General features: G+C 63.6%; 23 protein-coding genes, 1 tRNA gene and 1 pseudogene. 16 read left to right on the top strand and 9 right to left on the bottom strand.

All coding sequences use genetic code 11. The features are described 5' to 3' along the window. Positions 1-4 precede the first annotated feature (4 nt). From ACRYLT_RS04080 to flgB, 3 genes are read right to left on the bottom strand one after another with little or no spacing between them, the layout of a single operon-like run. Complete coding sequence (locus ACRYLT_RS04080) at positions 5-667, bottom strand: flagellar hook assembly protein FlgD (protein WP_482662831.1); 663 nt, start codon at positions 665-667, stop codon at positions 5-7. Further along, positions 664-1068, bottom strand: coding sequence for a flagellar basal body rod protein FlgC (gene flgC, locus ACRYLT_RS04075; protein WP_482662830.1), 405 nt, complete (start codon positions 1066-1068; stop codon positions 664-666). The genes ACRYLT_RS04080 and flgC overlap by 4 nt, the downstream gene beginning before the upstream one ends. 3 nt (positions 1069-1071) lie before the next feature. Continuing rightward, on the bottom strand, positions 1072-1425 hold the full coding sequence (gene flgB, locus ACRYLT_RS04070; protein ID WP_482662829.1) for a flagellar basal body rod protein FlgB: 354 nt from the start codon (positions 1423-1425) through the stop codon (positions 1072-1074). Between the two features lie 192 nt (positions 1426-1617). Here flgB and ACRYLT_RS04065 point away from each other — a divergent pair, with 192 nt between their 5' ends. From ACRYLT_RS04065 to ACRYLT_RS04025, 9 genes are all read left to right on the top strand, one after another. Then, complete coding sequence (locus tag ACRYLT_RS04065; RefSeq protein ID WP_482662828.1) at positions 1618-2295, top strand: motility protein A; 678 nt, start codon at positions 1618-1620, stop codon at positions 2293-2295. Then, a complete protein-coding gene (locus ACRYLT_RS04060) occupies positions 2292-2723 on the top strand; it encodes an OmpA family protein (protein WP_482662827.1) in 432 nt (143 codons plus the stop codon). The genes ACRYLT_RS04065 and ACRYLT_RS04060 overlap by 4 nt, the downstream gene beginning before the upstream one ends. A 54-nt stretch (positions 2724-2777) precedes the next feature. Beyond that, entirely contained in the window at positions 2778-3293 is a 516-nt protein-coding gene (locus tag ACRYLT_RS04055; protein ID WP_482662826.1) for a flagella basal body P-ring formation protein FlgA, read from the top strand. Positions 3294-3355: 62 nt separating this feature from the next. Beyond that, entirely contained in the window at positions 3356-3631 is a 276-nt protein-coding gene (gene flgM / locus ACRYLT_RS04050; RefSeq protein ID WP_482662825.1) for a flagellar biosynthesis anti-sigma factor FlgM, read from the top strand. A gap of 2 nt (positions 3632-3633) precedes the next feature. Beyond that, the gene (locus ACRYLT_RS04045) at positions 3634-3939 is read left to right on the top strand and encodes a hypothetical protein (protein ID WP_482662824.1); all 306 of its coding nucleotides are present in this window, start codon (positions 3634-3636) and stop codon (positions 3937-3939) included. A gap of 59 nt (positions 3940-3998) precedes the next feature. Then, the gene (locus ACRYLT_RS04040) at positions 3999-4778 is read left to right on the top strand and encodes a transglycosylase SLT domain-containing protein (protein WP_482662823.1); all 780 of its coding nucleotides are present in this window, start codon (positions 3999-4001) and stop codon (positions 4776-4778) included. Between the two features lie 3 nt (positions 4779-4781). Further along, positions 4782-6890 carry a flagellar biosynthesis protein FlhA gene (gene flhA / locus ACRYLT_RS04035; RefSeq protein ID WP_482662822.1) on the top strand — a complete coding sequence of 703 codons (2109 nt, stop codon included), beginning with the start codon at positions 4782-4784 and terminating at the stop codon, positions 6888-6890. Continuing rightward, the gene (locus ACRYLT_RS04030) at positions 6887-7690 is read left to right on the top strand and encodes a MinD/ParA family protein (protein WP_482662821.1); all 804 of its coding nucleotides are present in this window, start codon (positions 6887-6889) and stop codon (positions 7688-7690) included. The genes flhA and ACRYLT_RS04030 overlap by 4 nt, the downstream gene beginning before the upstream one ends. Further along, positions 7677-8405 (top strand): sigma-70 family RNA polymerase sigma factor, encoded by a 729-nt coding sequence (locus tag ACRYLT_RS04025; RefSeq protein WP_482662820.1) that lies wholly within the window; start codon positions 7677-7679, stop codon positions 8403-8405. Before ACRYLT_RS04030 ends, ACRYLT_RS04025 begins: the two co-directional genes overlap by 14 nt. Before the next feature lie 66 nt (positions 8406-8471). On the opposite strand, the gene ACRYLT_RS04020 is transcribed toward ACRYLT_RS04025, so the two are convergent. Together ACRYLT_RS04020 and ACRYLT_RS04015 are read right to left on the bottom strand one after the other, a co-directional pair. Further along, entirely contained in the window at positions 8472-9302 is an 831-nt protein-coding gene (locus tag ACRYLT_RS04020; protein WP_482662819.1) for a flagellin N-terminal helical domain-containing protein, read from the bottom strand. 277 nt (positions 9303-9579) lie between these two features. Then, positions 9580-10635: a glycosyltransferase family 2 protein gene (locus ACRYLT_RS04015; protein ID WP_482662818.1), complete on the bottom strand. Its 1056-nt coding sequence runs from the start codon at positions 10633-10635 to the stop codon at positions 9580-9582. 157 nt (positions 10636-10792) lie between these two features. Here ACRYLT_RS04015 and ACRYLT_RS04010 point away from each other — a divergent pair, with 157 nt between their 5' ends. The 6 genes from ACRYLT_RS04010 (at position 10793) to ACRYLT_RS03985 (ending at position 16488) form a co-directional block, all read left to right on the top strand. Next, positions 10793-12181: a glycosyltransferase gene (locus ACRYLT_RS04010; protein WP_482662817.1), complete on the top strand. Its 1389-nt coding sequence runs from the start codon at positions 10793-10795 to the stop codon at positions 12179-12181. A 162-nt stretch (positions 12182-12343) separates the two neighbouring features. After that, a tRNA-Tyr gene (locus ACRYLT_RS04005) sits at positions 12344-12430 on the top strand. A 143-nt stretch (positions 12431-12573) separates the two neighbouring features. Further along, the gene (locus tag ACRYLT_RS04000) at positions 12574-13596 is read left to right on the top strand and encodes a tyrosine-type recombinase/integrase (protein ID WP_482662816.1); all 1023 of its coding nucleotides are present in this window, start codon (positions 12574-12576) and stop codon (positions 13594-13596) included. 1125 nt (positions 13597-14721) lie between these two features. Next, a complete protein-coding gene (locus ACRYLT_RS03995; RefSeq protein ID WP_482662815.1) occupies positions 14722-14892 on the top strand; it encodes a helix-turn-helix domain-containing protein in 171 nt (56 codons plus the stop codon). 7 nt (positions 14893-14899) lie between these two features. Then, on the top strand, positions 14900-15379 hold the full coding sequence (locus ACRYLT_RS03990) for a helix-turn-helix domain-containing protein (protein ID WP_482662814.1): 480 nt from the start codon (positions 14900-14902) through the stop codon (positions 15377-15379). Between the two features lie 2 nt (positions 15380-15381). After that, the gene (locus ACRYLT_RS03985; protein WP_482662813.1) at positions 15382-16488 is read left to right on the top strand and encodes a site-specific integrase; all 1107 of its coding nucleotides are present in this window, start codon (positions 15382-15384) and stop codon (positions 16486-16488) included. Between the two features lie 323 nt (positions 16489-16811). Here ACRYLT_RS03985 and ACRYLT_RS03980 read toward each other — a convergent pair whose 3' ends face one another. The 4 genes from ACRYLT_RS03980 to ACRYLT_RS03965 are packed head-to-tail and all read right to left on the bottom strand — an operon-like array spanning position 16812 to position 20873. Continuing rightward, the gene (locus tag ACRYLT_RS03980; protein WP_482662812.1) at positions 16812-17819 is read right to left on the bottom strand and encodes an O-methyltransferase; all 1008 of its coding nucleotides are present in this window, start codon (positions 17817-17819) and stop codon (positions 16812-16814) included. Then, positions 17816-19234, bottom strand: coding sequence for an ATP-binding protein (locus tag ACRYLT_RS03975; protein WP_482662811.1), 1419 nt, complete (start codon positions 19232-19234; stop codon positions 17816-17818). Before ACRYLT_RS03975 ends, ACRYLT_RS03980 begins: the two co-directional genes overlap by 4 nt. A 1-nt stretch (position 19235) precedes the next feature. Continuing rightward, positions 19236-19709, bottom strand: coding sequence for a very short patch repair endonuclease (locus ACRYLT_RS03970; protein WP_482662810.1), 474 nt, complete (start codon positions 19707-19709; stop codon positions 19236-19238). Positions 19710-19718: 9 nt separating this feature from the next. Then, positions 19719-20873, bottom strand: coding sequence for a DNA cytosine methyltransferase (locus tag ACRYLT_RS03965; protein ID WP_482665390.1), 1155 nt, complete (start codon positions 20871-20873; stop codon positions 19719-19721). 644 nt (positions 20874-21517) lie between these two features. Here ACRYLT_RS03965 and ACRYLT_RS03960 point away from each other — a divergent pair. Further along, positions 21518-22159 (top strand): annotated as a pseudogene (locus ACRYLT_RS03960) (SOS response-associated peptidase). Positions 22160-23100: the final 941 nt, after the last annotated feature.

Below are 23100 nucleotides of genomic sequence, written 5' to 3'. Positions count from 1 at the left end.
AGGATCAGGCGAGGCGGATCGCCGCTTCGGGTGGAAGAAGGCCGAGGCCGGTGACGAGGCGGCTGGCGCCGCCGCTTGCCGGCGACTGGATCCCGCCGATCGTGGTCCAGGTGGCCGTGGCGGGGTTGGAAGCGACTCCAGCGGTACGAGCCGTCACCACGATCTGAAGTGGACCATTGGCGACCGTCTCACCGGCCGAATTCTTGCCGTCCCAGCCGAAACCGATATTTCCCGACGCCTGCGGTCCCAGAGTCTGGCTGTGAACGACGGCGCCGTTGGCATCGAGATAGTTGACGGTGACCTCGTCGGCCGAGGCCGGAAGATCGATCTCGCCGGCATAGCTGCCGTCGCGAAGCGGAGTGGCGACGTCGGATTCCACCAGCATCGAGCGGCCGATCCAGCTTGCCGCGTCGGCAAAGCGGCCGCCGCCGAGGGAATCGACGATCGCCTTGAGGCTGTTGTTCATCTCGGCGATGCCGGCCACCTGGCTGAACTGTGCCATCTGGGCGACCATCTGCGTATTGTCGACCGGGTTGAACGGATCCTGGGTGGTGAGCTGAGTCGTCATCAGCCGCAGGAAGTCGTTCTGATTCATCATGGCCGCTGCCGACGAAGTCGACGTGGATGGGTTGGTGGGCGATCCGCCCAGATTCGGGATGGTCGTCATTGGCCGAGCCTCAGCGTGTCCAGAGTCAAAGTTTTGGCGGTCTGCAGGACCTGGACGTTGTTCTGGTACTGGCGTGCCGTCTCGACCATTTCGATCAGCTCCGCGGCGGTGTCGACGCCGGCGACCCAGACATCGCCATTCTCGTCCGCGAGCGGGTGGTTGGGATCGTGACGCCGAGTCGGCTCGATATCGGATCGAACCACGCGCTCGACGGAGACCGTGGCAATCCCCGGCTCCGCCTCGACCGTTCGGAACACCGGTCGCATGGCGCGAAAGGCATTCTCGCGGCTGTTGGCGACCGATCCGGCATTGGCGAGGTTCGATGCGGTGGCGTTCAGCCGGACGAGCTGGGCCGACATGGCGCGCCCGGCAATGTCAAAGACGGAAAGTGGCCGTTCCATGACTTATTCTCCCTTCAGGGCGCGTTTGATCGTGCTGATCCGGCCTTCGAGGAAGGCGAGCGTGGTCCGGTACTGGACCGCATTCTCAGCGAAGAGCGTCTGCTCGGTGGAAAGCTCGACCGTGTTGCCGTCGAGCGAGGGCGTCACCGGAACCCGATAGGCGACGGCGCCCTGAGCCGCCTGATCGGCATCATAGCCGCGGCCGGCGAGCTCGAGCGCACGCCCGAAATCGATATCCCGGGCCTTGTAGCCCGGCGTCGCCGCGTTCGCGATGTTGGACGCGAGCAGCGAAAGGCGCTGGGAGCGCAACGCCAGCGCCGTCCCATGGACCCCGAAAAGACCTTCACCTTGAGCCATTGCAAGCCCCCTAAAGCTTTGCCCGAACCCGCCGTTATTCTGACAGGCAAGGGCGTCCGGTCCGATGGCTGCAATGATCGTGCCAACCTGTTGTGGCAGGGCCGGCCGTCCTTGACCTCGAAGCAGACGAATGAGGACCGGCAGGATTTTGCCGGACCCGGCAAATCTTTGCCGGTGGGCGGGAGAATGGGAATGAACGGCTTGGCGGGAAGTCTGTTCGATCCCCTCTCGCTCCTCATCGTCGCCGGGGGAACCGCCGTCGCTACCGTCGTCACTTCCACTCGGCACGATCTGGGGCGGGCCCTGGCGGCCTTGAAACCGCTTCTCCTTGCCCGGCCGAGCGAGGACGGAACGGTGGCCGAGCATGCCGTCCGGCAGATTCAGCGCCTGTCGGAGTATAAGGGGATCGTCTTCGTCGACCGGGTGAAGACTCCGGTGGAATTTGTCCGCCGGGCCGCCTGTCGGCTTGCCGACGCCGACGGAGTCGAGCGCTTTGCGGCCTGGGCGCGCGAGGAGCTGGACGATCGCCGCGCCCGCCACGACGGCGCGATTGCGGTGTGGCGTTCGGCAGCCGAAACGGCCCCCGCCATGGGCATGATCGGAACGGTGCTCGCGCTGATCGGCATGTTCGCCCGGATGAGCGATCCAGCGGAAATGGGACCCGCCATGGCGGTGGCAATGCTCACGACCTTTTACGGCCTGTTCATCGCCGCCGGTGTGGCCGGCCCGATCGCGACCAGGCTCGAGCGACTGTCCCGAGCCGAGCGGCACTGGCAGCAAAAGGTGGTCGCGCGCCTGCAGGCGCTCGCGCGCGAAGAGGTTGAAGCGAGAAAGCCCTGGGTCGGCCAGCGATTGAATGTGGCACAATGACCGGTGCGGCGCCGCGCTGGGCGATCAGCTTCGCCGATCTCGGCCTGCTGCTGCTCGGCTGCTTCATTCTTCTTCACGCCATCGAAGCCGCGAAGCCGAACCAGCCTGCCGCTTCGACGAGCAGTGGCGGGGGCGTAGTTTATGCCGCTTCGGACCTGTTCGAGCCCGGCGAAGCCCGGCTCACTCGACAGGGTCGGCAAAGGCTGGAAAGGCTCGGCCGCAATTCGGTCGGGAAGGATGTCCGGATCGTCAGCAGCGGAACCAGCGAAGGCGGCAGCCGGTTCGATCGGTTCGAGTTGGCCGCCGCGCGCAGCGCCGCGGTCGCTCGAGCCCTCCGCAGTGCCGGAGTGGAGGAGCGCCGGCTCAGCCTCAACCTGCAGCAGGACGCCGGATCCGGCGGGCAACGGATCGACATCGTCCGATACTGACCCCACTTGGCACGGCAGTTGCTTCGCTCCCGCCGAATCGACGGAGTGATGACGATGGTGCCAATTTTTCGACGCTTCATCCTGGTCAGCGCGGCTTTCGCGGCGCCGGCCCTTGCCCAGCCGTTCGAGGATCTGGAGGCGCTTGAGGCGCGCGTGGCTGCGGCCTTGGGAGCGGGAATCGGCGAGCCGGGCGGACCGGCGCGGCCGATCGATCGTCGGCTTCGGCTAGCCGCCTGCCCGCAGCCGGTAACCGTCGACGCTCCGGCGCTTGGTGCCGTCGCGATACGCTGCGAGCCGCTGGGCTGGCGGATTCGAGTTCCGATCGTCGGTGCAAGCGTCCAGGCAGCAGCGGCCGTTGCCGCTCCGGTCCGGGTGGAACCGATCATCCGCCGCGGCGACCAGGTGGAGGTGGTGGCAATGACGAGCAGCTTCACCGTCAGCACCAGCGGCGTTGCCGAACAGGACGGCGCTCCTGGCGACCGGATCCGCGTTCGCACCGAGCGGCGCAGCTCCCCCGTGATCGGACAGGTGACGGTCGACGGGCGTGTCGCTCTGCCGGGATTTAATTAATTGCTAATGGTGCCGTTACACTCTCTGCGAGATCGGGCCTCGCGCCGCGAAAGGGTTTGGAAATGATCGACGGTATCGGAAAGTTGAATCAGGGCCGGATCGATCCGGTGCGCGGATCGGTCGAGGGAACGGCAGCCATTGCTCCGGCCAATGACGCGGTTACCCGCGGCAGCGGCGGAGCGATCGAAAGCTCCGTCTTTGGCCTGGTTGCCGACGGGCCGCCGGTCGACAGCGCCAAGGTGTCCGCAATCCGTGCCGCCATTGCCGAGGGCCGCTATCCCGTCGACCCGGAGAAGATCGCCGAGCGGATGATCGCGCTCGACTTTCCGCCTCGTTGAGCATGAGCGAGGCGGCTATCGATCGGCTGACGGCGTCCTACGAGACGCTGATCCGTGCCCTTGACGGCTCTGATCCCGTCGGGATCGAAAAGGCTTCGGTCGATCTGGCCGAGGCCGTCGAACAGTTGCGCCTGGCCGATCCGGCCGCCGATCCCGCGGCTCGCGCGGCCTTGTCGCGCCTTGTTGCGCTTGGCCATGCCGCCCAGACCCGAGTCAATTTTCTGACGGACGCGCTCAAACGCAGGACCGCCGGCCTGGCGGCAGCGCGCGGTGAGGTAGGCGCCACTTACCAGGCCAGCGGCCGATAGCCGCCCGGCGTCGTCTGGCACGAGGCTTGCTACCATGCCCCTGAATGGAAAGGGGCGTCATGAATCCGACGATCAACGACCTAGCCGGGCTCGGGGGACGAAGCCGGGTCGGAAGCGCGATCCAGCTCGCTGCGGCACGAACCGGAGTCGACTTCTCCTATCTCTTCAATCAGGCTCGGATCGAGAGCGGGCTCAATCCCGACGCGCGCGCCCGTACGTCCAGCGCGACCGGTCTCTTCCAGTTCATCGAACAGACCTGGCTCGCGACGGTAAAGCGCCACGGCGCGCAACATGGGCTCGGCTGGGCCGCCGAAGCGATCCGTCAGGGGCCAACGGGCCGCTATCATGTCGCCGATCCAGGTCTCCGCCAGTCGATCCTCGATCTTCGGCGCCAGCCTGAGGCCGCCTCGGCAATGGCGGCGGAATTTGCTGCGGACAATCGCCAGTATCTGGAACAGCGTCTCGGCCGCCCGGTCGAACCCGTGGACCTCTATCTCGCCCATTTTCTCGGGCCCGCCGGAGCCGCGCGCTTCCTTCGCGCCCACGACTCCAATCCCGACGCCGCGGCGGCCGCCCTGTTGCCGCAGGCCGCTCGAGCCAATCGTCCGATCTTCTACGAGCGCAATGGCGAGCCGCGCAGCTTTGCCGAGATCCGGCAGCGCTTCGCCGAGCGGATCGGGGGCAGCGGCCCGTTGCCGCCAAGCCGGCCATCGGCTGACGAGAGGCTGACCCCGTTTCGAATGGCGGCGCTCCAGGAGGGGCCGAGCCAGCCGATCGCCGGCCCTTCACCCGAATATGCGCGGCTTGCCTATCTCATGCTCGCGAACCTCGGCGGCTGAGCCATGAGTCAGATCGCTCTCAACAGGAAAGTCTGGCTCAGCAGTGGACGCGGAGCGGTGCTCCCGATCGCCACCCTGCTGCTCGTCGCGCTGATGATCGTCCCGATTCCGGCCTTCCTGCTCGACGTCGGCTTCATCACCAACATCATGATCAGCCTGGCGGTGCTGATGGTGGCTCTGAACGTCGCCCGGCCGCTCGATTTTTCCTCCTTTCCGACCGTTCTTCTGTTCGCGACGCTGCTTCGACTGGCACTCAACGTGGCCTCGACTCGGGTCGTCCTGGTGAAGGGTCATGAAGGCACCGGCGCCGCCGGCCATGTGATCGAAGCTTTCGGAAGCTTCCTCATCGGCGGTGACTATGCGGTCGGACTCTTCGTCTTCCTGATCCTGATGATCATCAACCTGGTGGTGATCACCAAGGGCGCGGGACGCGTGTCGGAAGTTTCCGCCCGCTTCACCCTCGATGCAATGCCGGGCAAGCAGATGGCGATCGATGCCGATCTCAATGCCGGCCTGCTGACGCCTGACGAAGCCAAGGCCCGGCGCCAGGAAGTGGCTACCGAGGCCGATTTCTACGGATCGATGGACGGCGCTTCCAAGTTCGTGAAGGGCGACGCCGTTGCCGGCGTCCTTATCCTCGTCATCAACATCATCGGCGGCCTCGTCCTCGGAACGATCAGCCATGGAATGTCGCTCGGCGACGCTGCCTCGACCTACGTCCTGCTCGCCATCGGCGACGCTCTTGTCGCTCAGGTGCCGGCGCTTCTGCTCTCGATCGCGGCCGCGTCGATCGTCACCCGGGTCAATTCGCCGCTAGACCTGTCGGGCCAGATTTCGAGTCAGTTCGGATCCGCCAAGGCCTGGACTCCAGTTGCCGCCATCCTGTTCTTCCTCGGCATCCTCCCGGGCATGCCTCACCTGGTGATCCTCCCTGCCGCAGGCCTTTCCGCTTATGTTGCCTGGAAGCTGCGCAAGGCGGCTGCGGCAAAGGCTCAGGCGGCCGAGGTTCCCGCTGTCTCGGCGCCGCCGCCGAGCGCGATCGGCTGGGACGAAGTCAGCGACGATGCATCGCTGGGCCTCGAGCTCGGCTTCGGCCTGGTCGGGCTCGTCGACGAGCGCAAGGGCGCGCCGCTGATGACTCGGATCACCGGCATCCGCCGGCAGCTTTCGCGCGAGCTCGGCTTCGTCGTGCCTCTGGTCCGGGTGCGGGACGACATGAGCCTTTCGCCGAACACCTACCGGATCACCGTTGCCGGAGTCGTCGTTGCCGAGGACGAAATCTTCCCCGACGAGCTTCTGGCGCTGGATTCCGGCGATCTTCTCGATCGCGTGGACGGCCGCCAGGTGAAAGACCCCACGTTCGGCCTCGACGCCGTCTGGATTGCTCCGTCGCAACGGGCGGAGGCGGTGGTGGCGGGCTATACGGTGGTCGATCCGGCGACCGTGGTCGCTACCCATCTCAACCAGATCATCCAGACCGTCGCCGCCGACCTGTTCGGAATGGACGAGGCGCAAAAGCTTCTCGACGCGCTGAAGGAGACCGCGCCGCAGCTGGTCGCGAACCTCACTCCGCAGCCGCTTTCGCTCGCCTCGATCGCGGCTCTGTGTCGGGCGCTGCTTTCCGAAGGCGTGCCTCTCAAGGACTTCCGTCGGCTGGCGGAAGCCATGGCCGACGCGGCGCGCGAGGAAAGCGATCCGGTTCAGCTGGTGGAAGCGGTGCGCCAGCGCATCGGGGCACTGATCGTCCAGACCATCGTTCCGGTGAAAATGCCTTTGCCGGTGGTCACTCTCGACGCCAGCCTGGAAAGCCTGCTCAACCAGGCGATCCGGACCGGCCGGGACGCCGTCCACCCGATCGAGCCGGGCCTGGGCCAGCGGCTGGTCAAGGCCGTCGGCGAGGTGTCGGGGCCGTTGCTCGGCCAGGGGCGCCGCTTCGCCGTGGTCACTTCGCCGATCGCCCGGAGACCCTTGTCGCGACTGCTCGCGCCGCATCTGCCGGACGTGCCGGTCCTGTCCTTCCTGGAAATTCCCGACGGCAAGGCCGTCGAGGTCGTCGCCATCGTCGGCGGCGAAACTGAACGACCCATGCTCGGAACGGAGGTAGCTGCGTGAACTCCAAAATTTCTCCAACCGCCCGTGTCACCGCCGTTGCAAGCGGAAAGGGCGGAGTTGGAAAGACCAATATCTCCGTGAACCTTGCCGTTGCGATGGCCAGGAGCGGACGCCGGACGCTTCTCGCCGACTGCGACATGGGCCTGGCCAATGCAGGCATTCTGATGGGCCTGGATTCCAACTGGACCTTGGCCGACGTGCTGGCGCGACATTGCGAGCTTGGCGACATCGTCCAGCCCGGCCCCGGGGGCGTGTGCCTAGTCCCGGGCCACAGCGGAACCGGAATCGGTTCGAGCCTCTCCGACCGCGAGCGGCACCGGCTGATCGAAGCGCTTCGGGAAGAAGCCCGCGGCTTCGAGGAGATCGTCATCGATACCGGCAGCGGCATCGGCAGCGACGGCCTCAGCCTGGTCGCGGCCGCCGACACGATCCTGATCGTGCTGGTCCCCGAGCCGACCTCCTTCATGGATGCCTATGCGATCGTGAAGGGACTTGCCGTCGGCCATGGGCGGAAGGCCTTTTCCATCGTCACCAACATGGTCGAAAGCGAGGAGGCCGGCCGCGAACTGTTCGATCATTTCCACGCGATCATCGGCCGGTTCCTGGACGTGGAGCTGACCCATCTCGGCTCCGTCCCGCAGGATCCTTATCTGAAGCAGGCGGTGGTGAGAAAGCGCTGCTGCGTCGAGGCCTATCCTAGCTCGCGCGCCGGCCGCGCCTTCACCCGCCTCGCCCGTCTGATGACGGAGCCGGCCGGGATCCCGGTTCGGGCGATGGAGGTGCTCGATGGGGCTTGCTGAGCCACAAATGAGCCCCGGCGTCTATGAGCGCCGGGCCAGGCCCTCACCGGAGGCGCTGATACGCACGCACATGCCGCTGGTGCGACGGATCGCCTGGCACGTGCACGGCCGGGTCGCCTCGGCGATCGAAGTCGAGGATCTGGTCCAGATCGGCATGGTCGCCCTCGTGGAAGCGGCGAACGGCTTCGAGGATCGCGGTCATGCCTTCGCGACTTACGCGTCGGTCCGGATCCGCGGCGCCATGATCGACCATCTGCGCCGGCACGCCGCCATCTGTCGATCGGCCATGGCGCGACGGCGCGAACTGGCGGCCGCCCGGCAACGGATCGAGAGTCGGATCGGACGAGCTCCGACCGATTCGGAGATGGCGGAGGAGATGGGACTCGATCCGGCAAGCTATCGCGAGCTGGTCGACGGCAGCCAGGCCATTCACCACGAGTCGATCGACGAAATCTATTCGGATCATTCGATGTGGTTCGCCGACCTGGAGGAGCGCGCCGACGAGGCGATCGACCGGGCCCGGCTCAAGGGCGCCATCGCCGAAGCGATCCGATCGCTGCCGCAGCGCGATGCGATGGTGCTCCAGCTCTACTTCGTCGAGGAAATGAATCTCGAGGAGATCGGTCAAACGCTCGGCGTCGGCGCCGCGCGCATCTGCCAGATCAAGAAGGCCGCGCTGGATCGCGTTCGCGGCGCTCTCGCCGGCTTCGACTGAAACGGAAAGCCCCGGCGCGAATCTCGCGCCGGGGCTCCTACGCTCTCTGTCCTACGGGATCAGAGATTAACGGAGCAGGCTCAGGACGTCCTGGCCGCTTTGGTTGGCCTGGGCCAGCATCGCGGTGGAAGCCTGGCTCAGGATCTGCGCCTTGGCGAGGTTGGTCGTTTCGGACGAATAATCGGCGTCCTCGATCCGCGACCGCGCGTCGGCCAGGTTGGTGACGTTGTTGGTCAGGTTGTTCACGACCGAGCCGAGGCGGCTCTGAGCGGCACCGAGCGTGGCTCGGGCGGTGTTGATCGCACCGAGATTGGTGTCGACATTGGCGATCGTCGCCGTGGCATTGGCGACCGAGTCGACCGCGAAGTCGGCGGCCTCGAAGTTGCTGCTGTTGAGGTACGCCTTCGACACGTTGACGACCACGGACGCGTCCGAACCCGCCTGGATGACGATGTCGTCGCTGGCGGTGTCGGCCGAGGCATAGTCGAACACGGCGACGCCGTTGAACTTGGTGTTCGTGAGAATGTCGCTGATCTGGGCCTGCAGCTGCGAAGCTTCGGCATTCAGATTGGTGCGGTCGGTCGAGCTGTAGGTGCCGCTCTTGCTCTGCACCGCGAGTTCGCGGACGCGCTGAAGCATGTTGCTGACTTCGTTGAGAGCGCCTTCCGCCGTCTGGGCGAAGGAAATGCCGTCATTGGCGTTGCGGATCGCCTGGTTCATGCCGCGGATCTGCGAGGTCATCGACGAAGCGATGGCGAGGCCGGCGGCGTCGTCCTTCGCGGAGTTGATGCGCTTGCCGGTCGACAGACGCTCCATGGCGGTGCGCAGGGCCTGATTGGCAACCCGGCCGCCATTCTGCGCGCGAAGCGCAGAGGTGTTGGTGTTGATCACAGTCATAGTGGGTTCCTTTCCCGCTCAATCGAGGCTGCCGGGCCGTCCCCAAGCGTGCCACGAGAGCAGTAACGGCTGATTTCCGAACAGCTTTAATCGGCTTTTTATTCGACTTCATGCCGGCCGCTGGAATGCGCGGCGAAAACCGGTTCCGGATCGGTCGAACGAAGCCGCTTTCTGTCAGCGACGTTTGACCGGTCCGGCTCCGTGTCGCGGCGAGGTCGAGCGCAATCCTCCCCCGATCGTCGGGAGGCAAGGGTTCAGCGCATCGAAGCGGAAGGCGTCAGCCGGAGATTCGGGAAAGTTCGTCCCGGGCCGCGTAGAGCGCCGTCTGGGTTCGGAGCGCTTCCAGATTGTGGCGTGCGAGATGGCTGCCGCAACCCTGCATGCTGCCTTCCAGGTCCGGGCGCTCGCCGATGGCGAGGCAACGCTCCCAGGCGCTTTCGGCGAGAGGAAGCCATTCGCCCAGCGCATTCGCCGGATCGGCGAGTGCCTTGTCGAGCGCCAGGTTCCCCAGAACGAAGAAGAAGTCCGGGGAGTCGGTCCAGTTCGGCATTTCGTCCTGGGCGAGCAGCATCGCTTCCTCCAGGCGTCCGGTCTTGCCCAGGCAATGCATCTGCCTGACGACCAGGCCGTGGCGCCAATTGGCCCCCGGCTCCGTCCCCTCGATCGCCGCGGCATAGCGCCCGCAAGCGGAATCGAGGTCGCCGTGGAGCTCGGCGTCCTTGCCGAGCTGGTACAGGAGGTAGGGGTCCCCCGGCCGCTCTTCGAGATCGCGCAGGAGGAGCGGCCCGTTGCGGTCGCGCTTTCGGGCAAGCTGGTCCTCGAGATAGCCGTCATGGGCGACGTGAAGATCGATCCGCAGTCGCGGAAGCGGCGAGACCGGCTGTTCGTGGACCCGCCCTTCATAACGGACGCCGCGCGGCAGAAGTCGGGTGATCCAGTTGCGCCGCTCGGCCCCCGGCGAGTCATTCCCATCCATCGCGCTTCGGACGCAGACCTTCCCGAGGCGGGCCGGTCCTCGGCACCATTGGCGCAGCCGCTCGCCGCCGGAGACGATCCATTCGTCGGCGTCGAGCACGAGATTCCAGTCGGCGTCGGCGAGATCCAGAACATGATTGCGGGCGGCCGAGAAATCATTGGGCCAGGGCAGGTGATGGACTTCGGCACCGCAGCCGGCCGCAAGGGCAGGCGTGCCGTCGGTCGAGCCGGTGTCGAGTACCACCATCCGGTCGACAAAGGGCCGCAGGCTTTCCAGGCAGCGGACGATGCATCGTGCCTCGTCGCGCACGATCAGCGTTGCGGCAATCCTCGGCCGATTGGAAACGTGCCTGCGCATGGAAAGGCCTCCGCCAATGTCGAAGGCCCAGATTGCGGTTAACTTGCCAACAAATCGTTAACCATGACGTACCCAGAGCGGAAGCGGAGCGGTAAGCCATAGTTAACCATCACGCTTTACCTCATGCTCCACCACGATCCATGCGGGGGGCAGGATAATGATCCCGAAGCTCATTCATTTCATCTGGGTTGGCGACGAAAGCAAGTGCCCAACCAACTGCATGGATACGTGGCGGGCGCTCAACCCCGATTATGAGTTCGTTCTTTGGGGCAATTCGGAGCTTGAGGGCCAGGACTGGTTCAACGCCGCGCACATGAAGGCGATGTACGGCAAGGAGCTGAACGGCGTCGCCGACATGATGCGCTGGGAGATTCTTCACGCGACCGGGGGAATCGTCGTCGATGCCGACAGCATCGCCCTTCGGCCGCTCGACGATCACCTGCTCGATTGCGAGGCCTTCGCCTGCTGGGAGAATGAGGTGGTCCGGCCCGGCCTGATCGCCGCCGGCTATTTCGGCTGCGAGCCGGGCAATCCCTTCGTCGAGCAGATCATCCGCGACATCGAGGCCGAACCGTCGGTGACTCACGACATGGCGTGGAAGACGGTCGGCCCGCAAAGGCTGACCGACAGCTATCGCAAATATGGCTATACCAAGCTTCGCATCTACCCCAGCCACTATTTCATTCCGCAGCACTTCACCGGGCTCACCTATGAAGGCAGCGATCCGATCTATGCCCACCAGCTTTGGGGCTCGACCCGGCGCGCCTATGACGAGCTTCACAAGCTCGACGTTCCCGTCGTGGCGGAAGCTGTTCCAGGGGCCGCCGATCAGGAGGTCCCGCAGCCGGCCGGCCGAGCGGAACCTTCCGCAGGCAGCGTCACAATCGACGAGCTTCCCGCCGTTGCGGCCGCGCCGGCGGCCGGCTCCAAGCTGGAATCGCTTCACGATCCCTATTTCGTCCAGCGCGTCGCGATCAGCAGCGAACTGGTGGGAGTCGGCCGGATCGAGGTCTTCCGAAGCCTCTGCCAGGGCAAGCGCGTGCTCCATGTGGGTTGTGCCGACTGGCCGATCACCGATCCCGCTACCTCGCTCCATCTGGCGCTGGAGCCGTGCTGTGCCGTGCTCGACGGCGTCGATCCGCACGTGGAAGCGCTCGAACAGCTGGCGCCCTTTGCGTCTGGCCGGCTTTACTCGAGCCTGGAGGAAGTGACCGACTCCTACGACATCGTCCTCGTTCCCGAGGTGATGGAGCATGTTCCCAATGTTTCCGATTTCCTGGCGCAGCTTCAGAATGTGGATGCCACCACCTGGTTGATCTCGGTTCCGGATGCCTTCCAGTGCCGCGGCCGCCATTTCGATTATGTGGAAGACAGCCAGACCTTCGTCGAGGTCGTGCACCCCGACCACAATGCCTGGTACACGCCCTACACCTTCGCTAACACGATCCGAAAATATAGCCGCTTCAACATCGAACAGATGTGGTTCTTCAACCGGATCTCGCTCCTTGCGCTGCTCTCGAAGGAGGAAATTCGCCTCGCGGCATGAGCTTCGGCGCCCAGCGCGCCGGCTCATCGGAGCCCCGGATCCCGTCACGACTCCTTGCGGCGTGACTGCGGCCGATCGGTCGTTCGCGCCGCGTCGGGGTGACGCGTTGACAGAAACCGCCCCTTCCGCCTAGGGCGCCGCCTTCTTATATGGCGCTCCCACGGACAGGTGGCCGAGTGGTTAAAGGCAGCAGACTGTAAATCTGCCCGGGTTTCCCGTACGCTGGTTCGAATCCAGCCCTGTCCACCACCCTCACATTTTTTTGCGTCCACCAGAAGCCGCTGGAGGCCCAATCCTCCCGCGATTCCTTGGTCTTTGCTACCGTAGTCATCCGTTGCCATTCGCCAGAAGCTGCGGCATAGTGTGGGAAAGAATGTGGGAAGAGGCTCTGCGTGGGTAAGCTATCCGCAGCGTCAGTTAGGGCAGCGAAGAAGCCTGGCCGGTATGGAGACGGCGACGGCCTTTTCCTAATGGTCGGTCGAAGCGGGACGGCTTCATGGATGGTCCGTGTCCAGAAAGCTGGAAAGAGGCGCGATATCGGGCTCGGGAGCGTCAAGAAGGTTTCACTGGCTAGGGCGCGAGAAAAAGCTGCGCTGGTGCGCTCTCAAATCGATGCCGGCATTGACCCAGTTGCCGAGCGAAAGAAGGCCGAGGGGATTCCCACCTTTGAGGAAGCTGCGGCGCACGTGTTCGGGTCGATTCGGAAAACGTGGCGCAACGGAAAGCATCAGTGGCAGTGGATGCGCAGTTTGGAGATGTTCGCGTTCCCTGCACTGGGCGACCTCAAGCTGAACGAGATCACAGCTTCGCAAGTGCACGACGTGCTCGCAGCGATTTGGCTCGAAAAGCCCGAAACCGCGCGGCGGGTGCGGCAGCGGATCGGCATGGTGCTCGATTGGGGACACTCCAAAGGGTATCGCGAAAATGAAGCGCCTATGCGCGCTATCACCAGAGGCTTGCCTCGGCAGCCCCGAAAGGTGGGCCACCACGCTGCCATGCCTTTCGCAGATCTACCGACGTTCGTCTCCCATCTGCGCGAGAAGGAGACATGGGGGCGCCTCGCGCTTGAGGCGGCGATTCTGACGGCTGCGCGCAGCGGCGAGATTAGAGGCGCCACTTGGGACGAGTTAGATTTACAGGCCGGTGTCTGGACGGTGCCACCCGAGAGAATGAAGGCTGGAAAGGCTCACGTCGTTCCGCTCTCACAGGCGGCGCGACGCGTGTTTGAGCGCGCAACCGAATTGCGCACGCCACGGACTCGCTATGTCTTTCAAGGAGCTCGCGTTGAGAAGCCCATGAGTGACATGACCTTGCTGAAGGTCGTGCGCGACCTTGGTGCGGATTGCACGGTTGGTTTCCGGTCCAGCTTCCGGGATTGGGTGTGCGCTGGCCCACGCCATCGAGAACAAGACTGAAGCCGCGTATCGAAGGGGCAATCTGCTCGAGAAGAGGCGCAACCTCATGGAGGCTTGGGGGCGCTATTGCGATGGCGCGGACGCCGAGGTTGTCCGGATGGTGGGTTGAACCGAACACGGCGTCGTTCATTGTTCCAGTGTCGTGACGGTCGTCCGATCCCGCCTGCCGTTGGCAAGTCGGTTGTCGCACAACACAAGGACTCGCAGGGTACGTTATGGCGGCGATGTCTGGCCGCGATCTGCAAGATTTGGCCGCCCAGATTCTCGGGCCGCGCCGTCCGTTATCAGTCGACGACCGACATGACGTCGTCGCGAATGTCCATGCCCTTATGACTGCGAGAGAGGCGATCGAGCACGATTGGCGAAACGGGCCTCCCGACGACTCTTGGTCAACTGAGACATGGGAATATTCGCTTCGACGGCGCGCCTTGTACTTCTACCGCGGTGTTTCGGAGGTGGCGGCAAGGCTGGCCGGGTTCACGATGATGGAGCTAGCTTTCCCTACGGTGGGCGAGAGCTCGGAGCAGGTGCGCGAGGATCTGCTGACCCGTCTTCGCATCCTGGAAGCCATGATAGGAGTGCCTCCCGCGTGGAACCGCCGCTATCGTGAGGTCATAATGGAACTCACCTGCCTTCGCGGTGGAGATCAACCTAGAATCTTCGCGCCGCCGGCGCGGTCACGCGGGCAAAGCCGTCGACCGATGTGGATAGCTCATCTGCGTCTGCAGGCTTTGGCGTGGAACGAACATCTCAAGCGACGGGGCATATCGGCTGCCGAGCGCCAACCCTCGATTGCGGGTGCCTACAGAACAGCTTGGGACGCCATCAGAAAGTGGCGGGGATCATGCGAGGACGTACTTGGCCGCGACGCGGTCGTTTCCGAACTCAGCCTAGCAGCCCAGCCGCAGTGGATGGACTATCCACCGCACCAGTGGCGATCTCGTGTCGAAGAGGATGGGCTGGCGTACTGGCAGGCTTGGCAAGCCGAGCGCGGTGGGAGAAGCTAAGCCCTACCTTTTCCGGAATCATTTCGTAAAACCAATTCCATAGTGCCCGCTGACGTTCTCCCGTACCCCTCAAGGTGCGCGGTGGCCTGTTGTCACTCGTGCCGACCTTGGAGGAACCATGGAAGCGCTTCTCATGTCTATTCACGACGCCGGCAAAGTCTTGGGCCTGGGACGCTCCAAGATTTATGAGCTGATCACAACCGGGCGTCTTGAGACGATTTCGATTGGGCGACGCAGGCTCGTCAGAGTGGCCAGCGTCAAAGCCATCGCCAACGCGAACGACCTGTGAGCCGGTCATGGGCCAAAAGCGTATTAACCCGCGCCTCGTAAAGCAGCATCACAGCTACACAGTTGGCGAAGTTGCCCGGCTACTGAAGGTCCACAAGAACACGGTCCTGGCATGGCGAAGCAGAGGATTGGAAACGGTCGACGGGGGGCGCCCGCTGTTGTTCGCCGGAAAGGTCCTTAAGGTCTTTTTGGAGCGGGAGCGCGCGGCGCGGAAGCAGCCTTGCCCACCGGGTTCCATGTACTGCTTCGGATGTCGGGCGGCGCGGGCGCCGGCTCTTGGGTTGGTTGAGTTCATCTCGATCAACCTATCGACCGGCAACCTTCGCGCTGTTTGTAACACGTGCGAGTCGCTGATGCATCGACGCGTGCGCCGGAACGACGTCGCGACGGTAATGCCGGGAATCGAAGTCCAGCTTCCGGAGGCGGATCCACCATTAGGAAGAACTGCATCTCCTCCCCTGAACTGTGACTTGCGAAAGGCTAGCTGACTATGGCTCGGACCAACGCCAAAAATGCTCGCATCAAGCGGGACTACTTCCAGTACCTGAAGGAGGCCCGGCGACAGAGTGTGTCCACCATCGATGCGGCAGCCGCGGCGATCCACCGCTTTGAGCAGTCTACCAAGAATCGCTGCTTCAGCAAGTTTCACCGCCAGCAGGCAGTTGCGTTCAAGAGGCACTTGGCAGAGCAGCTGCACTCAGGGACCCGCAGGCCGCTCAGCAAATCCACGATAAACGGAATTCTCCGTGCGCTCCGAGAGTTCTTCCTGTGGCTGGCTGGGCAGCCCGGCTATCGTGCGCGTATCCATTATAGTGACGCAGACTACTTCAACTTGTCAGAGAAGGAGGCTGCCATAGCGCGGGCCACCCGCCCGAAGGCTGTTCCGACCCTTGAGCAAATGCATCGGGTGCTTACGATGATGCCGGCGGGCGACCCTGTGGCGGACCGGAACCGAGCGCTCGTGGCGTTCGCCATGCTGACCGGGGCGCGGGACGGAGCACTCGCCTCAGCGAGGCTCAAGCACGTCCGCCTGGATGACCAGGTCTTCCTTCAGGATGCCCGCGAGGTGAACACCAAGCGGAGTAAAACCTTTGCGACTTGGTTTTTCCCGATCGGCGGCGTGGCCTTCGAAGTGGTCGAGGAGTGGATCCATTACCTCAGAGACAAGTTGGGCTGGGGCGACGAAGATCCGCTGTTTCCAGCGACGGCTTTGGTCGTCGGGACGGATGGCGGTTTCCGAGCAGCGGGCGTGCGGAGGCATTTCTGGAGTTCCTCGTCGCCAATCCGAGCGGTGTTTCGAGAAGCCTGCAACGCCGCTGGGCTACCCTACTTCAACCCTCATTGCCTCAGAGACATGCTGGCGAGGTGGGCAGAGCGACAGTGCCGATCCCCTGAAGCCTTTAAGGCTTGTTCGCAAAACCTGGGGCACGCCGGAGTTCTCACAACGCTGACCAGTTATGGTTCAGTGCCTGATTATCGACAGGCCGAGCTCATCAAGAAGCTAGGAGAGACCTCGGTCGCTGCCGATCCTCTCGACGATCCCGACGTCGTCGCGCTGATCGAACGGATCGCGCATCGGCATCGCGCGCGAAGCTGAAAAGGCGGTTCGGCGGACACATCATCCTCCGCATTATGGACCGTACCCCCTTGCAGCGCAGTAATTTAGGCAGTCGTCTCTATCTCGCTTCCCACAGCTTATCCCACTGAGTGGCTCGTATGGCTTGCCTTCAACGTCTGAATTGCGCTCATCTCTGCCGAAAGACGCCGATTAGCATAAAGTCCTTAGTCGGCGGGAGAGCATACCGTCCGATGACTGGTGCCCCGACCGCGCAAGCGGATGCTTGTCCAAGCGCCGCCAGCGGGCAGCTATGGCACCGCCTAAGTCCGTAAATTGCCTGCAGCTGGCGCGATGCCGTGCGATCAAAGCTCTACGGCGGTGAAGGCGGGATAGTGCCGGTAGTAGCGCCGGAAGTTGTCGACGAAGCCAGGCATTTGGGCTGCCGCTTCGAAATCGAAGTGCAGGGACGTTGCAAGCGCCGCGGCGCCCAGATGGGCGTTACGTTCTAGGTATAGCCGTTCACGCGCGGTCAGATCGGGAACCGCGAGGTACTTGACGTCTGACCAGCTCGTCGAGGCGAACGGCCAATTTGCCAAACCGAGCTTGGCTCGCAGATCGGCACGTTCCGCAAGTTCTACTATGGCGCCGGTCATGGTTAGCATCTGCTGCCCGTCCGCATACCGCACGATCGATAGGGGTTCGAAGATCCGGTGTCCCTTCACCGCTTTTCCTGCGGCTCGCCCGAACGTCTGGGCGAGAGCCACTGCGATGCCCTCTTCCCCCAAATCGTCGGCCTTGATGCTCGTTGGAAGATAGGTCTTCAGTTCCGACTGCAGCTTGACGAAAGCGCGGCGCTGTCTCTCTTCGATCGGAACGGGGTTGCTGGGGTAGCTTCTCCCCGCCCACCAGTCGTAGTTGGCGTTGACGGTGATCCTGACGATATCATTAGGACCAAGCTGGCCCAGCAACTTGTGGAAATCGGTAACCTGCGCGCCGATCTGCTTCGGGTCGGTGTAGTCCAGCCATACAATATAACCTTCGGCGTCCGGTATCCCGGCGGCCTCCACGCTCCACACTATGTCCTTCACCATGTCTGTCGCCGTCGACGCGACACACTTCGCCAACTCGGTCGGCCGATTGAAAAGCTGCCGGCCAACGATGTCCGGATCCATGTCGAAGGCCAGCAGTCGCTCGATTCCGAGCAGCCGGTGAACCAGCCTCTGATCCTCCATCGCGAAGGCAGCCATGCTCACGTAGGCATGGTCCTCCAAGCTCCGCCAACGTTCGTAGCGATTGAGCAACTCGAGAAAGAGTCGCCGGTCGACCGCCTTGTGGGGACGCAGACGGTATGGAAGGATCGCCCCACTCATTCGGCGGCTTCGGCGAGGCGAGCGTATTCCTGATGGAAGGCGTGCTCCCCGACTTTCGACGCCTTGACGTTGCGATCTCCGAAATAGATTTCGGCCAGGCGAGCGACCTTCATCTTCGGCGCGGCGAAGCTGATCCTCGCATCTGTGGTCATCGCCGCCGGCACGGGCAGCGTCGGAACGGCACGCTGCATTGTCGGCATGTTGTGGACCGCACGCATCGCTGGTGACCGAGCCTGCAGCGCGGGCAGATTGAGCGTTTCGGAGCCCAGATAAAGCTTGTCGAGATCAGCAGGGAATTTCTTCCACTTGTTCGTGAACGACGCCAGCCCTTGTGTCGCCGTGCGCATCAGATCCTTTGCCTTCGAGTAGACCTCGGAGCCCGCATCGACGCCCCGCTTCGTGGTCGTGAGGGGCAAAAGGCTTGGATCGGTGGAATGCATCAGAACGATGCCGGTGATCGCGATGAATTGTCCATGGAAGCTCGGCGTGCCTGCTTCTCCCCAGCCGGTCAGTCGCGAACGATCTTTCCAGATCACGACCCGATCGTTGCAGGCGACCACCCAACCGGCGTCGTCGGCGCTGCCGCTGGTCTCTTCTGCCTCCTCCTGTTCGGCTTCGTCGGGAAGTTCGCGATACAGGCCCGCATAGATCTCGACCGTCACGCCGTCGATTTTCCCCTTGAAGACGTAGGGAGCGATATGCGGGCCACTGCCGTCAGGGGTCGCCAGCAGTCTGAATTCCTCGGCCTGCACTGGGACGGCTGCTGCATCGAGATCCATTTGTCGCGCGATCGAAACCTCGAACCCCTTGCCCAGGATGATCGAATACTGACGAGCAATCGCGTCCCGCACATCGTCGACGAAGCCATCGCGCCCGAACTCGGAAGCGACTGGCCCGTAGAGATCGCGCACCTCCACCATCGTTCCCTTTTCGGCGAAGTCCGCTTCCGGCAGAACGTCCATAGGTAGATCGGACCAAGCGTTGTTGCCGAGCCACTCCCGATCGATCCGCACCTCGAAGGGAATGTCGGAGTATGACCGAACGAGCGCGCTCTCGCCGAACTTGAAGATCGCGCGCTTCATGCCGATCCCGTACATGCCAACGGTGGCGACCGCGTCGTCGCCCGTGATGGGATCGGGGTTGCCGATCGCGAAGGCTTTGTCTTTCGCCACTTGGAAAGGGATGCCGCCGCAGTTGTCGACGATCCTGAAGCCGTCGGCGCTAATCGAGATGACGGCGCGACAGCCCGCATAAGGCTTGGGTTGTGACAGGTCTGGGCGCCGGGATCGAAGAATGCCGTCAACGCAGTTGTCGAGCAGATCGAGGATAGCGTCCTTCAACTCGATGTCCCTGACGAGCATGTTCACGAAAAACCGCTTGCTAGGCAGCGCGTTCGCTCCCTGTCGTTCGTCCACGCTAGTCGCCATCAAGCTCCCCCTCCCTGCAAGCGGCATCTGACTGCCCGCTAATAGTCGCGTCTTCAAGACCGACGACTTCCGCCAATCGCACCCGCAAGGAATATTCCTTGCGCGTCTCGCATTCCCAAATCGTTACGACCCGCCAGCCCGCGTCGCGTAGAGCCTGTTCGGCCGCCGCGTCCCGAGCGACGTTGGCGTCGAACTTGGCCTGCCAATAGTCGACCCGGCTCTTTGGCGTGCTGGCGAGCCGGCAGCCCGGATGGCGATGCCAGAAGCATCCGTGGACGAACAGCGCGACCTCGTGGCGCGGGAACACGAGATCGGGGCGGCCGGGCAGATCCTTGCGGTGCAGCCGGAACCTGAGCCCGAGCATGTGCGCCGCTCGCCGTACAATCATCTCTGGGCCGGTGTGCTTGTCCTTCACGCGCGACATGAGCCATGATCGCCGTTCCGGGGTCAGGCGGTCGACCATCCGCTATGCCTATGCCGGCGCAACCTCGATCGACCGCGTCTGGGCCTCGACGCCATCGGCTGGCCCGCGCAGCCGGTCTCGGATCGCCGCCAGCACCGCCTCGCCGACGATTGGTGAGACGCTGTTCCCGATCATGCGGAAGCTGTGCCAGACGGTCGGGTGGAAGCGATGATCGTCCGGAAAGCCCTGCAGGCGCGCTGCTTCCCGAACCGTGATGACGCGGTCCTCCTCGGGATGGATGGGTCGAACGGACTGGAAGCTGCCTCGATCCGCGCCTGTTCCAGCCCGAAGGGTTGGACAACGCCCATTCCAGGCGAGGCGCGGGTGTCGGCCGACCTTGTCGAAGCCGCCCTGCGGGATCGACGCGAAGCGGGTAACGACGGTCGCTGCGTGCTCTGTCGGCCGATGACCCGTGAACGTGCCGCCACGCCGTAACCCGATGGCGTAAGTCGAAGGACGGCACGGCCGCGTGGTCTTCCATAGGTCGAACCCGTCCGCGTCTTCTCCGATCCTGCGAGCTCCGACGAGGTCGGCGATCGCGTCCTCGACTGTCGCCGGCTCCTTGCGGCGCTTCTCGACATCGATAGCACGCAGCGGTCGGCGCAGCTCCTTTCGAGTGCCGATCACGAACAGCCGGGGGCGCGTCGTGGCCGCGCCGAACGACGCGGCATCCCACACGATCGGGCCGAGCAGATCGTAGTCCGCGCGGACCAGATCGAGCGCACAATCGAGGGTCGGCCTGGCGGATGCGAAGCCCAGCCCGCGCACGTTTTCCATGACGAAGAAGCTCGGCTTGACCTCGGCCACGAGCCTGAAGAAGTGACGCAAGAGCAGGCGCCGCGGATCGTCGTGCGATCTCAGGCCCATCTCGCTGAACCCTTGGCAAGGCGGGCCGCCAATGACGCCGTCTATGGGTCCGCCGACGTCTCGCTTCAGCCGCTCGCCCGTGATCCAGGCGAGGTTCCGAAGGTGAAGCGGCGTATCCGGAAAGTTGGCCCGGAACGACGAAGTAAGGATCGGATCGCGGTCGTAGGCGGCTACGACCTCGAGCCCTGCGGCGTGCGCTCCGCGCGAAAACCCACCCGTTCCGCAAAAAAGGTCCACGATTCTTAGAGGCGTGTAGGACGGACGTTCCTCGTCTCGCTCGGGATCGTGAAGAGCCATAGGACGACGATCGTCGATCAAGATCGCCGGCGCAAGAGAAATGCGCGCACTCACCGCAGGCTGACGGTTAACGCGTTCGGCACAGATCATGACGAGACCGCGCCCAAAGCGTCAATTCCGACTTTCTCTACAGCCCAGATCGGGGCACTCGGCCGCTTCGCCGGACCCGGCGAGGAAGATGGCGCCTCTTGGCCCCGCTGCATGATGAACAAGCGTCCGGAACTGAGGTCCCCCAAGCGCCCGTGAACGTACGCAAGTGGGTCGATGCTGCCGGTAGCGGGGGTCAGTCTGATAGTACGGTATGGGCGCAATGCTGCCGCAGCCCGCTGTCCTTGGCGTCCACTTGAGACACTGAGATCTTCCTTGGTGGAGGAATTCTCCGCCGAAATTGCCCACTAAGTAACGGGTTAAACAAGGTAATTCGTGGCTATAGTAACGTTATCCCACACCTTTTCCCACGGCAGGGACGGAATCGCCCTCTCTATGACGCGACGCCTATCACGCGGAGTTGGGCATGTTCGAGTGGCAGAGGGGCCAACGCGCGATCCTCACCACGAGTGCACAACCGCTGCCACTCTACCCGGAGCGGCGACAAACATAGCTCGGCGCTTGGCAGACTTGGCCCTCGTGCTATCTGCGCCCTGATGTGCAACCTCTATACGACCCGATCGAGTCCCTCCGAGGTGGCTGCTCATTTTCGAGCCCAAATGCCGCTCAACTTCAACGCCGGCGCGGGGGAGGTCTACCCCAGCGGCCAGGGAATGGTCGTTCGGGAGGAAGGCGGCGACCGAATCCTCCAGTCGATGACTTGGGGCTTCCCACTCAAGCTCAAGTCGATGAAGCCGGGAACGAAGCCCAAGCCGGTCAACAACATCGCCGACCTCACGAGCTTCATGTGGCGCTTCATCGCCGGCAAGCCGGAGCATCGCTGCATCATCCCGCTGAGCGGATTCTGCGAGGCGGAGGGCGAGAAGGGATCGAAGACGCGGACGTGGTTCACCCTGCGCGATCGGCCGATCTTCGCCTGAGCCGGTATGTGGAAGAACTCTGACGAATGGGGACCGGTCTATTCAGGCCTGATGACCGACTGCAACGAGTTCGTCCGCCCAGTCCACAATCGCATGCCGGTGCTTCTGCACGAGGAGGATTACGACCTCTGGCTCCGCGGCTCTCTCGATGAGGTGCTGTCGTTCCAGGGGCGCTGCTTTCCCGAAGACCTGATGGAGATGGAGCGGACCAGCGATCCCTGGATCAGGCGTCGGTCTGACGCTGCGCCGGCGGCCTAGTCGTGCGCATTCGAAGGCCCGTGAAGAAGGACGCCGGCCCTATCAAAGTCGGTGAGTGGGGCCTGATGACGATGGGTGTCGTCTGCCTACTCTTCGCGGCGGCGGTGAAAGTCCTGACGTGATCTCGGACTGGGAACTCTGGGCCTGCGCGAACGCGCTGGTTCAAAGGTATGGTCGCGGCGCCATCGTCCATGCTGCGAAGCGAGTTCAGGAGCTTGGCGACGCGGGGGACAAGCGAGGCGCGGAAACCTTCAGGGGAATTCTGGAGCGCGTGGTGAAGCTGCTTGAAGAGCCGCGCGCAGGGTCAGTTCGTCATTGAGCGAGTTTCGCGTTCGGGTCATTGCGGACGCCGCTGAGAGCCTGGTGGTGACAGCTCCCCTCAAAGAATGGAGAAACTGATCAGCGTGAATCGCGCTGGCCTTGTGGCGCAGACACCATGTCCGCGGCCGGAGCGGGATCCAAAAACTAAGCCAATACGCGAAGCATTAGCGAGAGCCTCTCGGAACTGATCCGGAAGCTCGGCTGCTGTCCGCCCCATCACCGAGCCCCACGCCGGATCGTCTAGCCGGAGTGTGACCTCGTGCTCGCCACGCGCGATCTCACGTATTGAATCTATCGGAGCATACCACCGATAGTGTTCGTGCCTTCCCCGCGCACTCCAGTTATCGCCCCGACGTTGGATCACGAACGACACTGTGCCGGGCAACTGTGGTGCCTCCTGGGGAATGAACCTGGTTCCGGATGGCGCGTCCACTCGATAGCGCACGACGAGACGTCTTGCGTTGGTCAGTGGTCCCGGTTCGAAAGTGACGTAGTGTACATGGCCGGTGTCGCAGCCAACGGGAAAGTCGAAGAACCACCCGTTCCCCGCTTGTGCCGGACGCAATGGCATCCCGACCGAGTAGTTCCTGCCCCGGATGACCGGTCCAATCTCCCACTCG

The organism is Sphingosinicella sp. SM1-17 (assembly GCF_056821765.1).
Note: the sequence above shows the minus strand (reverse complement) of the source record. Positions and strands in the feature narration are given on the sequence as shown.